Here is a 14,052-nt window from a genome sequence, read left to right as displayed (position 1 = left end):
AATGAGAATTTAATTTAAAATAAAATTCAACAAAACAGAATCTTTACTTTAGTTGATTTGACCCCGAATCAATTCTGAATATAATTTCATAACCAAAACTGATTTTAATACAACTGATACTATGCATATAATGCCTAATTTTGTCGTCAGAAATCAACTTAATAATTAAAATATTATGGCATTAGCAATAACAGATGCTACTTTTGATGAAGTAGTTTTGAAATCAGACAAACCGGTAATGGTCGATTTTTGGGCAGCATGGTGTGGTCCATGTCGTATGGTAGGTCCTGTAATCGATGAGATCGCATCAGAATATGATGGAAAGGCCGTCGTAGGAAAAGTGGACGTAGATGCCAACCAGGAATTTGCCGCCAAGTATGGTGTAAGGAATATCCCAACGGTTTTGGTTTTCCATAAAGGAGAAGTAGTAGGCCGCCAGGTAGGTGTTGCGCCAAAGCAGACTTACGCAGATTCACTCAACGCGCTGCTTTAATTCATTCAGATACAAACGAGAGCCCCGATTTTCCGGGGCTTTTTTATTGGCATAAATTTGTGTCCTTTTAATTTTTAATCTTTCCATCTTTTAATACATTTGATACGCGCCTTTAAAAAAGGTGAATTGACGAAGTTAATATGAAGATTGAATCACAGTTAGAAAAAATATCGAGTTTCCAGCATTTGGAATTGCTGGCAAATCAGGTTGTAGAAGGATTTATTTCGGGAATGCACAAGAGTCCGTTTCATGGTTTTTCAGCTGAATTTGCGGAGCATAAGGTCTACAATTCAGGCGAAAGCACCAAACACATTGATTGGAAATTGTTTGCCAAAACAGACCGGCTTTACACCAAGCGTTTCGAAGAAGAAACCAACCTGCGCTGCCACCTGATCATCGATAATTCGTCGTCGATGCATTACCCGGAACTGAAGGATGGCCAGCCGTTTTACGAAAGCAAGATCGGTTTTGCGGTGCTGGCTTCCGCCGTGTTGATGAATTTGCTGAAGAAACAACGCGATGCGGTAGGATTGAGCGTGTATTCAGATCAGTACGAATATTATGCACCTGAGAAAGGTAGCGAACGCCACCACCGCATGTTGCTCAATAAATTGGAAAACCTTTTGGAAACAAGCAAGGAATCCAGGAATACCGATACAACGACATACCTTCACCAGATTGCCGAGAAGATGCACCGCCGTTCGATGATTGTCATTTTCACCGATATGTTCCAGTCCGGTCCCGATGGTCGCGGAGAAGAAGCATTGTTCAACGCGTTACAGCATTTAAAGCATAACAAGCACAAAGTCGTATTGTTTCACGTCATAGACAACAAAACCGAACTCAATTTCGATTATGACAATGCGCCGCGCAAATTCATTGACATGGAAACCGGCGAGGATGTGAATATTTTTGCCGACAACATCAAACAGCAATATGAAAAGCAGGTCCAGGCTTATTTTAAGAAACTCGCCGAAACCTGTATCCAGAATAAAATCAAGTATGTTCCGGTAAGTGTTGGTGAAAGTTTTGAGAAAATACTAACGACATATTTAGTTGAAAAACAAAGTTTTGGGTAATACATTATAAAAAGCATTGAATTTTTTTTGAAAAATGCTTGCAGAAATGAAATTGTATAGTATATTTGCACTCGCAATTAAGCGCAGGTTTGGTAGTTCAGTTGGTTAGAATACATGCCTGTCACGCATGGGGTCGCGGGTTCGAGTCCCGTCCAGACCGCTAAATTGGGGAAAGCCTTTCATCATGAAAGGCTTTTTTGCCCAAAGAAAGCATCTAAGATTAGTTGTGTTGTTTAGGCACGAAAGTGCCAAAGGTTTAGTAGTTAGACCAATGAAAAGCTTTCCATTTACTTGGAGGGCTTTTTTGATTTATATGACTTCCGACTATAAATCCTTTTTCATTACATTTGAATTCAAATCATTGACTATGAAAAAAATCCTCGCCCTTTTTGCTTTCTTTTTTTTCGCTTTTGCCTCAGCGCAGGATCCCAAAGATCCGGATTTTGATGTTAAAGACAGGCTTTATAAAAAATATAAAAACGAAGTCCGCAGTTACGACCGCAAAGATTTTGACGACCTGATGATGGCGTTTTTCGAAAAACAGTCTGAAGAATCACCTACGCTGACCAAAGAAGAATATTATACCTACACCGTAAAAATCGCCATCTACTCAGAAAAATATGGACTGCTGTATAAGAAAGAAAAAGAAGTTGCGCAAAAGACCAAAAATGAATGGCTTGCGCGCATGTACAGCGATTATATGGCTTCACGCCCAAAAAAAGATTAAAGTTGAGAAAAATTATGCCTTTTGTCGCCTGCCTGCTGCTGGTTTCCTGCCAGTATTTTCAGCGTGAAGTACCGTCAAAAGAGGGGCTGCTAAAGCAACAGCTCGATTCGATAAACTGGAATGAAGTAGACGAAATGCCTTCAGTGCCTGCCTGCGATAGTATGGCCACGGAACCCGAGCGAGCACAATGCTTCATCGATTTTATGGCAGCCGAAATCCAGGACCGCCTCAGCACCGATACACTTACCGTGCGCTATGCCCAGTTGGACACCATTAATGTGAAGGTGACCGTTTCGCGTGATGCCACCCTGCAATTTGAGCCGCAATTTCCAGAAAAAACGGTCTACGACAAAGCCGTTATGGACAGCATCATTCAAATGAAACTGATCGATTTCCCGAAAGTCAGTCCTGCCCTGAAACGCGGGTTGCCGGTAAAAACCCAGTTTGTCCTGCCTGTGATTTTAAATGTCATGCATTGATTTTTCCGGAGCCAATCCGGCTGTCCGCTCTATCTTTTTATTTTTAAAGGAAAAATAAAAAGGATGCCGCTTCCATCCGGGCTAGGGCATCCCTTTCAAAAATGCCTTCCCTTCCATTCATATTTACCGATTAAGGAATACAGCGCCACCACCGTGCTGAAGAACGGATAGGAGATTGCCGACAGAAGGTAATAGCGCGTCCGGTTCCCCAGAAATTGATTGGTTTTGGTAATCAGCCATCCATCCGAGAGCCATTTCAGCAACAGCAAAGTTAATAGTAAGGGTTGATTTAAATCCATCAAGAGTAAAACCAATCCTGCAATCCATGCCATATTTCCCAAAAGTGCGAGAATACCAATTAATTTCCCAAAAACACTTTGGTAGGAAGCGGTTTTAGAAGCCCAGCGTACCCGTTGGTAAAACAATCCACTGAATGTTTCCACAGGTTTTGTAGCCACAATATGGAATGCAGATTTCAGGTAACCGACTTTTTCAGGAAAGGCAGCAATAGCTTTTTGCAATAAAAAGACATCATCTCCGCCCGCGTGTTTATCATTTCCATTGAAACCTTCTAATTTTGTAAAGATATCTCTGGTGTAAGCAAAATTTGCGCCGTTGCACATAAACGGCTTTCCCAATCCGAAACAGCCCATCGTCACGCCCTGCAAGGCTGCGAGGTCAGATTGCTGGAAATGCTGCAAAAAAGCACCATTAAGATTGTAAGTAACCGCTCCGGCAACCATCTCGCAGGAATGTTTTTGAACAAACGCATCGATCGTTGCCAGCCATTTTTGAGGAACAATGCAATCCGCGTCAGTAGTGACTATCCATTCGTGCTTTGCTATGGCAATGGCTGTCAGTATCGCGTCCTTTTTTGGCGAAGCAGAAACCCTGATATTCTGAACCACCCTGAAACCTGGAACTTTGGGGCTGAAACCATCTTCAGAATCATCATCAATTAAAATCACTTCATATAAATCTTCAGGATAATCCAATGTTGATAAGCTTTCCAAAAGTGCAGGAAGATTTTCCTTTTCATTGCGGAAAGGGACAACAATAGAAAATTTTGTTTTTTGGGAAACCTTTTCAAAAACAAAGGGCTTCACTCTTGAAAATCCGTAGACCAATGAAAAAATCATGGCACAATACAACATTAAAATGACATAAACCGCTATCATGTCGTTTGCTTAAAGCGCAATACAAAATAACTCCCGATAATAACAGGAATGACCACATTGAGCAACCACATTAAAGTGGTCACAAGCACGACAATCCATTCGTTTACACCCAATATCCCGAAGAACAATACTGCCACACCGCCTTTTACGGCAAAATCCAAAAACTGGAATGATGGCAGGCAGGATGCCAGAAAATAAGTTGCTGCAATGGTGGCCATAATCAGGAAATAAGGCAGATGCACATCAAAGCACAGTAGCATTATATATTGCTGGTGTGAAAAAAACAGGTAACGTGCCACGGCTAAAGCCATATTCCTGCGATGGGTGTTTTTAGGCAAAGCATTGATCTTATGGATGCCTTTTTCAAGCGAATATCCTTTTATTGAAAAGCGTTTCATCATGAATAATGCAAACAATCCCGTGCAGACCGCTGCAAATACGAAAATCACCGTCCCGGGCGTAATCACATGATGGCTGACATTAAAATACAGCAATCCGAAAAATCCAAAAACAACTGTAATAATCATCTGCGCCCCATTGCAGACAAGATTTAGGAACAGGATTTTTTTGGTCAGCGTTTTTTCAAAATAAAGTGCTTTCCCGGCATATTCCCCAACGCCGTTTGGAGTGAAGATTCCGGCTGTCAATCCGCCCAAAACCTGCCTGGTCGCACTGCCCAGCGAAATTCGCTGAAAAGTGCCCACAAGGTTTTGCCATTTCAGGATTTCGAAAAAACGGTTCAGGAAGGCGAGGAGCAACGCTACTAAGAACAGGATCATTGCGCGGCTGTTATGGATGGCTTCGGTGCACTTTTGCCAATCCAGTTTTGGGTTGTTGCTGAGCTTTTGATATATGAAATAAAATGCACCGCCTACAATCAAAACTTTGATTATAACAAACAGGAATTGTTTAGCTTTGTCAGATATTGCGACCATTACCGCAAAATAACAAATTAAAATTGGCAAACGAGCGCATCATATTGGGAATCGATCCGGGTACGACCATCATGGGTTTCGGATTGATAAAAATCACCGGGAAAAAGATGGAATTCCTGCAGCTTAATGAATTGCAATTGAGTAAGCTCGATGATCATTATAAAAGGCTCCAGATTATTTTCGAAAGGACCATCGAACTCATTGACACACACCACCCTGATGAAATTGCGATTGAAGCACCCTTCTTCGGGAAGAATGTACAATCGATGCTCAAACTGGGACGCGCGCAAGGCGTAGCAATGGCAGCCGGCTTATCGCGGCAAATTCCTATTACGGAATACGAACCCAAGAAAATAAAAATGGCGATCACCGGCAACGGCAATGCTACAAAGGAACAGGTCGCGAAAATGCTCCAGCAGTTGTTAGGCCTGAAAGAACTTCCAAAAAACCTCGATTCGACTGATGGATTGGCGGCAGCCGTATGCCATTTCTTCAATTCCGGGAAAGTGGTTGCGGGCAAAAGTTATTCGGGTTGGGATGCTTTTGTGAAGCAGAATGAGGAGCGAGTCAAAAAGTAAACAGTTCACAGTCGCAGTTGGCAGTAAATGCAACTCAAACTGAAAATCAATATGTCAGGAATCTACATCCACATTCCGTTTTGCAAACAGGCTTGTCACTATTGCGACTTCCATTTTTCAACTTCAATGAAAAACAAGGAAGCGATGGTTTCGGCTTTGGCTAAAGAAATCACACTGCGTAAAAATGAATTGGGGAACGATGTCGTAGAAACCATCTATTTCGGCGGTGGTACGCCTTCGGTTTTAAATATTGCAGATCTTGAGTTTCTGATTGGCACGGTTTATGAAAATTTCAATATAGATCAAAATCCGGAAATTACGATCGAAGCCAATCCCGATGATTTAAGCCTGGAATATATCAGTAATCTTGCAGCGACAAAAGTCAACCGCCTGAGCATCGGCATACAATCTTTTTTTGAAGATGATTTAAAGATGATGAACCGCGCGCACCATGCGGACGAAGCCAAAAGATGCCTGGAGGATGCCGTAAAATATTTTGACAATATCTCCATCGACCTGATTTATGGCATTCCGGGGATGAGCAATGATAAATGGAAGCAGAATGTAGAAACTGCGTTGTCATTCGGGGTGCCGCATATTTCAAGTTACGCATTGACCGTAGAACCGAAAACTGCCTTAAAGAAATTAATTGCCACCGGTAAAATAGCCGCACCGAAAGATGAAACCGCGCAGGAACATTTTGTAATTCTTACGCAGAAGCTTCACGAACAGGGATTTATCCATTATGAATTGTCGAATTTTGCCAGGGAAAATTATTTCTCAAGGAATAATTCTGCGTATTGGCTTGGAAAGAAATATTTGGGTATTGGGCCGTCGGCACACAGTTATGATGGCATTTCACGGAGTTGGAATATCGCTAATAATGCGCTTTACCTCAAGTCAATCGCTGAAAACATATTGCCATCAGAAACAGAAATTTTGTCGGCAACAGACCGCTATAACGAATACATCATGACCGGGCTGCGTACCATATGGGGCGTTTCTTTGGATAAAATAAAAAGTCAGTTTGGTCAGCAATATCTTGATTATTTAGAAAAAGAATCAGCTAAATACATCGGGGACGGCCTGCTGGCAATTGAAAACGATATCCTGAAAACCACTGCAAAAGGAAAGTTCCTCACCGATGGAATTGCGAGTGATTTGTTTTTGGTAAATTTGGAGGAATGAAAACAACCATCCAACACCTTAAATATTCTTTTTCCGTTGATTTGTCAAAACCACTCGACATTTCAATCCCTTTAAGCAATACCGATTCCAACCCGATTGCCTGGTACATTGAAAAACCGGAGATTGAACCGGTCCGTTTTGGAGACTGGGTTGGGAAGGTGGCTGAAGGCAGTTCTTCGACTAACTTCAACAATATTTTCTTCAATCCGCATGGGCATGGAACGCATACGGAATGTCTTGGTCATATTACAAAGGATTTTTACAGCATCAACCAAAACCTCAAGGCGTTTTTCTTTTTGGCCGAAGTGATTTCAGTGCAGCCTGAAGCCGTAGGTGATGATTTGGTGATTACCAAAGAGCAAATCAGGCAACGGCTCAGCGAAGAAGCTCCCGAAGCGATTGTCATCCGTACCCTACCCAATGAGATAGCTAAAAAATCAAGGAAATATTCCAATACCAATCCGCCGTATTTACATGAGGATGCAGCGATTTTCGTCCGCGAAAGCGGTATAAGACATTTGCTTATCGATTTGCCGAGCGTGGATAAGGAACATGATGAAGGGAAATTACTGGCACATAAAGCGTTTTGGAATGTCAACGATGTCAATACGCTCAATGCCGATGCGAGACTGGATTGTTCCATCACCGAATTGATTTTCGTTCCTGATGAAATCCCGGACGGAATCTATCTGCTAAACCTTCAGATCGCATCGTTCGAAAATGATGCAACACCTTCAAAACCGGTTCTTTATAAAATTATAAATACTGAATTTTAATAATTAATGAACATCCAGCAATATTTCGAATACTGCCTTTCAAAACCTGCGGTCACCGAGCATTTTCCGTTTGATGAGGATACGCTGGTTTTTAAAGTAGGAGGGAAGATGTTTGCCCTGGCATCGCTTTCAGCATGGGAAAAAGGAAACCCTTCAGTAAACCTGAAGTGTGATCCGGAACGAAGCGCCGAATTGCGCGCCGAATATGACGACATCAAGCCGGGTTACCACATGAGTAAAGTGCATTGGAACACCATAAGCGTCAATCAGGGCGTTCCTGATAAAATGTTGCGCGAACTCATAGACCATTCCTATGCGCTGGTTTTCAAAAGCCTGACGAAAAAACTACAGTCGGAAATCGGCGGATTAGAGAAATAGCATTATTTTTGCAAACAAATTTGCCGATAACAGAGTCTCAGGCACTCAGCTACAGGCACTCACGCACTAAAAAATGAAAGACAGCATCAAGAAATTCCTGAATGAAGAGCAGGATCCGAAAGCGATAGAAAAAATCACAAACAAACTCAATGACCTGCTGATGAAAGGTGAAGACGTGGGGTATATAGGTGTACAAAAAAAACCTGCAATCACCGTATTCCCGGACAGTATCGTTGCTACAAATAAAAGGTTAATCTTATGCCGCCCTAAGAATCTGGGCCTGTCAATGGATTTTACCGATTATACCTGGGATGATGTGGAAAGCGTTTTCGTAAAGGAAAATATTCTGGGTTCGGAATTTTCATTCACCACCAAAACAGAATTGGCGATTTCGATTGATTATATTCCGAAAACACAGGCCTGGAAATTGTATACGTATTCAAAAGAACAGCTTGATATCCTGAAAAATGGCATTCCTGTTGCAGTCCCTTTTGAAGAACCGAAAATCGAGGATGAAATCAGGGTTGCCGAAATTCCGGCTGCTGAACCGGAAGTAATCGAAGAAGCTGAAGTAGAAGAAGTAACTGATTTTGCAGAGATTATGCCGATTGCCCAGCCTGAGTTCGCTTCCACCAGCCAACCGGCGAACGTACACGCCGAAACCAACAAAGAGCGCCCGCTTAACGAAATGTCGAGTGATGAATTGTTCGTAAAACTGCAGAATTACAAGAAACTCCTTGATAACGGACTGATCATGCAAGGAGAATATGATAACCTGAAGAAAGAGATTTTGGGTTACATGTGATCAATCGGAGTCGAAGTCACAAGTGAAAATAAAAAATCCGGAACAGTACATGCTCCGGATTTTTTTTATAGGTTCTGAATATTTCTTGCTGCTTTTGACTACAAAGTTTTGCGTTGCTTTTCTACGAAATTATTCGCCTGTAGCTCCAGCAATTCTGTTGCTTTCTTCCGTTGCAGGCTGTATAATGATTTGTCTTCGGCAATGTCGGCATACACTTTATCGTGCATCGAAGCGCTGGTTTTTACAAGCAATTCGCGCTGGTATTTGTCCTGAGATAAAGTAGCCTTTAATGCAGTTTCCAGGTCTTCCAGTTTAAAATCATATTCGCCTTTTGGGGATAATAATTTGGCGATGATCGGCGCGGTTTCTATAGCGAGGAACAGCAACATGATAAAAAACGAGGGCAACCAGGGCAGTTTGTCCAAAGCATTGATGCGCGCCATCAATCCGTCAAAACCTTCGATGATGGGTTGTGTCTGCGTGACTTTTTTATCAAGGTCGGCCTGTAATGTTTTTGTCTTTGCCTCTTTTTCGGCAATGAGCGCCAGGTTCTTTTTGCGTAAGGTGTCTAGTTCTTTTCGTGCCAGATCATGCTTGGCGATTTTCTCTTTAAACACAGGCCCTTTCCCGATTTTCATCGTGCCTTTCGTACCCTCCGCTTCAGTGATGTAGGTGTTGTAAAGGGTGTTGACTTCCTGCTCTTTTGCAGTAATCTCCGACTTCAGTGTGCTCACTTCGGTTTTATTTTTGTCCAAATCCGATTTGAAATAATTTGCGATGTCCTTTTTGTTGCTGAGTTCCATTGCATTTTTTTCCTTCAGCAAAACCGTGTCGATTTCCTTTTCGAATATTTTGATTTCCAAAGGTTTTGAAATAACGATGGCAATGATGACGGCCAACACGATCCTGGGTAAAGCCTGAAGGAACTCACTCCCGAAACGTTCCCTTTTCCGGATGGTGGAAACAATGAAACGGTCAAGGTTGAAAATCAATAAGCCCCAAACAAATCCAAAAGCAATAGCGGGATAAATGTTATCGAAAACAGTGTATAATGCGTAAGAGCCCGCAATAAAAGCCATCACTGCAGTAAAGAACACAGTGGCGCCAATGCCTGCAAATTTGGTTTTTTCGCCTTCGGAGCAACCGGCGATGAGGTTTTTATCCGCTCCGGAACAAAGGAGGAAGAATTGTTGTAACATAATGATTGATTGATGATGATTCCTGCAAAGGTAACGCCAAAAAGCAATATATAGTCTTAAGAGGCTGATTTTTTATGAGTTGGGTTGCAGGGAAATATAAAATCCGTCCAGTAGAAGACGGATTTTTGTATAGGTTGGGCATCCGTTAAATTGATGGATGCAAGTCGGGAAAAATTGAAATGAGTTTTACGCTTCGCTATTTCGACAATTCCACAAAATGTTTATAAAACAACGGAATCGTCTCAATACCCTTCAGATAATTGAAAATCCCGAAATGCTCATTCGGGGAGTGTATCGCATCGCTGTCCAGTCCGAATCCCATCATGATGGTCTTGCTTTTGAGTTCTTTCTCGAACAATGCCACAATCGGGATGCTGCCTCCTGAACGGACAGGGATAGGTTTTACACCGAAACTTTCTTCGTAAGCTTTGGCCGCAGCCTGGTATCCGATACTGTCAATCGGGGTTACATAACCCTGGCCGCCGTGGTGCGGTTTTACTTTTACCGTAACTCCTGACGGGGCAATGCTTTCGAAATGCTTTGTAAACAGTTCCGTGATTTCCTCCCAGTCTTGGTGTGGCACAAGCCGCATCGAAATTTTGGCGTAAGCCTTACTGGCAATCACCGTTTTGGCACCTTCACCGGTATAGCCTCCCCAGATGCCATTTACGTCCAGTGTCGGGCGTATGGAGTTGCGCTCATTGGTGACATAACCTTTTTCACCGTAAATGTCATTCAGGTCCAGTGCTTTTTTATAATTGTCAAGGTTGAAAGGCGCTTTGGCCATCTCGGCACGTTCTTCGGCAGTCAGTTCCTCTACATTATCATAGAATCCCGGAATCGTGATGTGGTTGTCTTCGTCATGCAATGATGCAATCATCTTCGCCAGTACGTTGATCGGGTTTGCCACGGTCCCGCCATACAATCCCGAATGCAGGTCGCGGTTCGGGCCGGTCACTTCCACTTCTACATAGCTTAAGCCACGCAGACCGGTCGTGATCGAGGGCTGTTGGTTTGAAATCATGCCGGTATCTGAAATCAGTATGACATCGCATTTCAATTTTTCATGATTCTTCTCGACAAACCAGCCGAGGCTTTTCGAACCCACTTCTTCTTCGCCTTCAATCATAAATTTTACGTTGCATGGCAATGTGCTGGACTGCACCATATACTCCAAAGCCTTTACATGCATATACATTTGTCCCTTATCATCACAGGCACCGCGTGCAAATATGGCTCCTTCAGGATGGATGTCCGTTTTTTTGATAACCGGTTCGAATGGGGGTGAAGTCCACAAGTCCAAAGGATCCGGCGGCTGCACGTCATAATGGCCGTACACTAATACTGTAGGCAGGTTTTTATCGATGATCTTTTCGCCATAAACGATGGGATAACCCGGGGTGTCACAAATTTCAACGTAGTCGCATCCTGCCTTTTCAAGGCTTGCCTTTACGGCTTCCGACGTATCAATCACATCCTGTGAGTAGGCACTGTCCGCACTTACGGATGGAATCTTCAATAATTCAATTAACTCGTTGATAAAGCGGTCTTTGTGCTGCTGCACATAAGATTTTATATTGTCCATAATGGTTTTGGTTATTTAGTCAGCCAAAAATACAAAAAAAGACTGTAAAGTTTTTTTGGAGAAATTTCTTTGATAATTAGAAGTTATCCTTATATTTGCACTCACAATTTCGCGGATATGGTGAAATTGGTAGACACGCCAGACTTAGGATCTGGTGCCGCAAGGTGTGTAGGTTCGAGTCCTATTATCCGCACAAAAAAAGCCTCCCACATCTGAGAGGCTTTTTTTATTTCCAGATTTACGCTGAACTATGCTAAAAAGTGGCTGCTAAAGGCGATTGTGTCACTACTTTTCCCGGATATTTCTTGACAAAGGCATTCACCAACTGCATCAGATACTGGTTGCTTTTATACTGCGTCACATACTCCCGGATTTCGGATGGTTGCTTAAACCCAACATCCGAACCGACATATCCCATTCCGTAAAAATCCCCATTTTCCACCCAGATGCAGCTGCGTTCGTCAGGATGCCTGCCTTTGTCAAGGATGGCAAAACTAGGCCTGTCTTTTGAAAGTGAATTTATGGCTTCTGTCACGCGTTGGTTATGGTCTTCGACAGAAGGTAAACTGGCTAGGTTTGGTTGATATATGATTTCCCCCTCGGCAGGTTTTCCAAAGATGCAAAACCTGTGGCTGATATTGAATCGCGCCGCAAGATCCAGCAACAGGTAGATGCCATCATATTCATTATAAAACATCCGGATGCACGACTGCTGCTTGTGGAGTTTTCCGACTGCAAGATAGCGGTAGCCGTTGCGGGCTTCGTATTCATACAATCCATATTTCCCTTCAAAACGTTTCAGCGCTTTATTGTAAATGGGCCATAATTTGCGGATTTCAGTGCATTCCAGAAGCAGTGCCATGAGTTCGGTAGCGCAGGTTTCAAATGAAATGCTATGGATGTCCCTCAGGAAATGCTGTCGCTGCGGCGTCACCTTATGTCCACTGAAATGAGATGCGACGCGTTTTTTCAGGTTCACCGCTTTGCCTACGTAAACGACTTTTTTCTCTGCGTTATAAAAATAATATACGCCTGGTTTTTCCGGCAGCTGCTCAAAATCTTCATGCGGGACGTTCGGTGGCAGGCGCTGGTCTTGTGAGGCTTTCTTCAGCATCTTTTCAATTTCGGCTTCCGTGTCCCACTCGAGCAGGCGTGAAAACAATATGGCGGTCGCATCAGCATCACCGCCGGCGCGGTGCCGGTTTTCGATGTTGATGCCTAAAGCACGGCATAAGTTCCCTAAACTATAAGAAGCCAGCCCCGGCTTGATCTTGCGCGCAGCGCGAACGGTACAGAGTTTTTTCGCCGTCCATTTAAAGCCGGACTGTTCGAGCTGGTGCCGTATAAATGAATAATCGAAGTTGACATTATGCGCTACGAAAATACGTCCTGAAAGCAGTTCCATGACTTTTTCGGCAATGTCATCAAAAATCGGGGCGTGACGCACCATATCATTGTTGATGCCTGTTAAAGCGAAAATAGGCAGCGGAATCTCCTGCTCCGGATTCACCAGTGTTTCCCATCGCTCAATGATTTTTGTGCCATCATGGATGATGATCGCAATTTCCGTAATACGGCTGCCGCTGGCATTGCCGCCGGTGGTTTCAATATCGGTAATGGCGTACTGGGTCGCTTTCATAGGGAAGATTACGTGAAAAGAGAGTGGTTATTCCAACATTATAAAATTAAAATAAAAACCGGAATAAATGCGGGGCATCAGCCATAAAACAATCCGTCTCTCTTCCTTATGGCCGGTTTTAGTAAAAGCTACTTCTTCGACGACTCCTTCACAAAAGGCTGTGTCTCAATGCCTGCCTGCATCAATTCCAGTTTAATGCTTTCGAGTACTTCGGAAACCATGGTACCATAATCGGCATTGGTGGCCCAGGGTCGGATGGCAAGCCTTACAGAGTTGTCGGTGAGGTCATTCACGACTACTGCAGGCTCAGGATTTTTCAATACTTTATTGTTTGATGTCAGTACGCTTTGTATGATTTCCTTCGTTCTTTTCAGGTCCGCATCATAAGCCACCGCAAACAGCAGATCGGCACGCCTGGTACCAGCCATCGAATAATTGATGATGGTATTGTTGGACAAGGCGCCGTTTGGGATAAAAATCGTCTGGTTGTTTCCGGTAGTGAGTTTGGTTACGAATATCTGTATTTCTGAAACCGTGCCGATGACACCCTGCGCCTCAATCGTGTCACCCACGCGGAAAGGCTTGAATACGATGATGAGCATACCTCCCGCGAAATTCGACATCGATCCCTGCAGCGACAAACCGATGGCCAATCCGCCAGCCCCCAAAATCGCTACAAACGCGGAGGTCTCCACGCCCAATTTCGAAATAAAGACAACAAACAGCAATATCCGTAGTGCCCAGATCATGATGTCTGCTAAAAACTTTGACAGCGTGGGTTCGAACTGCCGCTGTACCATGATTTTCTGTACAATACGTTTGATTACGCGGATGGCATAAATTCCCACAATCAGTATGACAATGGCAGTGACAAGCCGCGGGAAATAATCGACAAGCATCAGGCGGATGTGCTCGCCGTTTTCGGTAATAAATTCAGGAAGAAGGGTCATCGCATATTTTTTTCAGCTGCAAATTTAAAAGTTTCTCCGTGGCTGATTTTATAAAGTGAAGTT

Annotated in this window: 15 protein-coding genes and 2 tRNA genes; 11 read left to right on the top strand and 6 right to left on the bottom strand. The window is 43.3% G+C overall.

All coding sequences use genetic code 11. The features are described 5' to 3' along the window. Positions 1 to 175 precede the first annotated feature (175 nt). The 5 genes from trxA to HYN49_RS01955 all read left to right on the top strand — a co-directional run bounded on the left by trxA (position 176) and on the right by HYN49_RS01955 (position 2,778). Positions 176 to 493 carry a thioredoxin gene (gene trxA, locus HYN49_RS01975; protein WP_108902551.1) on the top strand — a complete coding sequence of 106 codons (318 nt, stop codon included), beginning with the start codon at positions 176 to 178 and terminating at the stop codon, positions 491 to 493. A gap of 140 nt (positions 494 to 633) precedes the next feature. Continuing rightward, entirely contained in the window at positions 634 to 1,572 is a 939-nt protein-coding gene (locus HYN49_RS01970; protein ID WP_108902550.1) for a DUF58 domain-containing protein, read from the top strand. Positions 1,573 to 1,658: 86 nt separating this feature from the next. Beyond that, positions 1,659 to 1,732, top strand: a tRNA-Asp gene (locus HYN49_RS01965). A 207-nt stretch (positions 1,733 to 1,939) separates the two neighbouring features. Then, a complete protein-coding gene (locus tag HYN49_RS01960; protein WP_146185031.1) occupies positions 1,940 to 2,299 on the top strand; it encodes a hypothetical protein in 360 nt (119 codons plus the stop codon). Positions 2,300 to 2,301: 2 nt separating this feature from the next. Next, positions 2,302 to 2,778 carry a hypothetical protein gene (locus HYN49_RS01955; protein WP_108902548.1) on the top strand — a complete coding sequence of 159 codons (477 nt, stop codon included), beginning with the start codon at positions 2,302 to 2,304 and terminating at the stop codon, positions 2,776 to 2,778. 95 nt (positions 2,779 to 2,873) lie between these two features. On the opposite strand, the gene HYN49_RS01950 is transcribed toward HYN49_RS01955, so the two are convergent. Both HYN49_RS01950 and HYN49_RS01945 read right to left on the bottom strand, forming a co-directional pair. Next, complete coding sequence (locus HYN49_RS01950) at positions 2,874 to 3,956, bottom strand: glycosyltransferase family 2 protein (protein WP_108902547.1); 1,083 nt, start codon at positions 3,954 to 3,956, stop codon at positions 2,874 to 2,876. After that, the gene (locus tag HYN49_RS01945; RefSeq protein ID WP_108902546.1) at positions 3,953 to 4,891 is read right to left on the bottom strand and encodes a lysylphosphatidylglycerol synthase domain-containing protein; all 939 of its coding nucleotides are present in this window, start codon (positions 4,889 to 4,891) and stop codon (positions 3,953 to 3,955) included. Before HYN49_RS01945 ends, HYN49_RS01950 begins: the two co-directional genes overlap by 4 nt. 23 nt (positions 4,892 to 4,914) lie before the next feature. Here HYN49_RS01945 and ruvC point away from each other — a divergent pair, with 23 nt between their 5' ends. The 5 genes from ruvC to HYN49_RS01920 all read left to right on the top strand — a co-directional run bounded on the left by ruvC (position 4,915) and on the right by HYN49_RS01920 (position 8,616). Next, positions 4,915 to 5,469: a crossover junction endodeoxyribonuclease RuvC gene (gene ruvC / locus HYN49_RS01940; RefSeq protein WP_108902545.1), complete on the top strand. Its 555-nt coding sequence runs from the start codon at positions 4,915 to 4,917 to the stop codon at positions 5,467 to 5,469. A gap of 51 nt (positions 5,470 to 5,520) precedes the next feature. Next, a complete protein-coding gene (gene hemW, locus HYN49_RS01935; RefSeq protein WP_108904914.1) occupies positions 5,521 to 6,657 on the top strand; it encodes a radical SAM family heme chaperone HemW in 1,137 nt (378 codons plus the stop codon). Continuing rightward, positions 6,654 to 7,433 carry a cyclase family protein gene (locus tag HYN49_RS01930; protein WP_108902544.1) on the top strand — a complete coding sequence of 260 codons (780 nt, stop codon included), beginning with the start codon at positions 6,654 to 6,656 and terminating at the stop codon, positions 7,431 to 7,433. Before hemW ends, HYN49_RS01930 begins: the two co-directional genes overlap by 4 nt. 6 nt (positions 7,434 to 7,439) lie before the next feature. Next, positions 7,440 to 7,811: an MmcQ/YjbR family DNA-binding protein gene (locus tag HYN49_RS01925; RefSeq protein WP_108902543.1), complete on the top strand. Its 372-nt coding sequence runs from the start codon at positions 7,440 to 7,442 to the stop codon at positions 7,809 to 7,811. Between the two features lie 73 nt (positions 7,812 to 7,884). Then, complete coding sequence (locus tag HYN49_RS01920; protein ID WP_108902542.1) at positions 7,885 to 8,616, top strand: PH domain-containing protein; 732 nt, start codon at positions 7,885 to 7,887, stop codon at positions 8,614 to 8,616. Positions 8,617 to 8,714: 98 nt separating this feature from the next. Here HYN49_RS01920 and HYN49_RS01915 read toward each other — a convergent pair whose 3' ends face one another. Together HYN49_RS01915 and HYN49_RS01910 are read right to left on the bottom strand one after the other, a co-directional pair. Further along, positions 8,715 to 9,815, bottom strand: coding sequence for a DUF4407 domain-containing protein (locus tag HYN49_RS01915; protein WP_108902541.1), 1,101 nt, complete (start codon positions 9,813 to 9,815; stop codon positions 8,715 to 8,717). Between the two features lie 196 nt (positions 9,816 to 10,011). Next, positions 10,012 to 11,400 (bottom strand): dipeptidase, encoded by a 1,389-nt coding sequence (locus tag HYN49_RS01910; protein WP_108902540.1) that lies wholly within the window; start codon positions 11,398 to 11,400, stop codon positions 10,012 to 10,014. 111 nt (positions 11,401 to 11,511) lie between these two features. Here HYN49_RS01910 and HYN49_RS01905 point away from each other — a divergent pair. Beyond that, positions 11,512 to 11,593 (top strand) — tRNA-Leu (locus tag HYN49_RS01905). Positions 11,594 to 11,653: 60 nt separating this feature from the next. Here HYN49_RS01905 and HYN49_RS01900 read toward each other — a convergent pair. Both HYN49_RS01900 and HYN49_RS01895 read right to left on the bottom strand, forming a co-directional pair. Next, positions 11,654 to 13,039 carry an exonuclease domain-containing protein gene (locus HYN49_RS01900; RefSeq protein ID WP_108902539.1) on the bottom strand — a complete coding sequence of 462 codons (1,386 nt, stop codon included), beginning with the start codon at positions 13,037 to 13,039 and terminating at the stop codon, positions 11,654 to 11,656. A 128-nt stretch (positions 13,040 to 13,167) separates the two neighbouring features. Then, on the bottom strand, positions 13,168 to 13,989 hold the full coding sequence (locus HYN49_RS01895; RefSeq protein WP_108902538.1) for a mechanosensitive ion channel family protein: 822 nt from the start codon (positions 13,987 to 13,989) through the stop codon (positions 13,168 to 13,170). Positions 13,990 to 14,052: the final 63 nt, after the last annotated feature.

The organism is Flavobacterium pallidum (assembly GCF_003097535.1).
GTDB lineage: Bacteria > Bacteroidota > Bacteroidia > Flavobacteriales > Flavobacteriaceae > Flavobacterium > Flavobacterium pallidum.
Note: the sequence above shows the minus strand (reverse complement) of the source record. Positions and strands in the feature narration are given on the sequence as shown.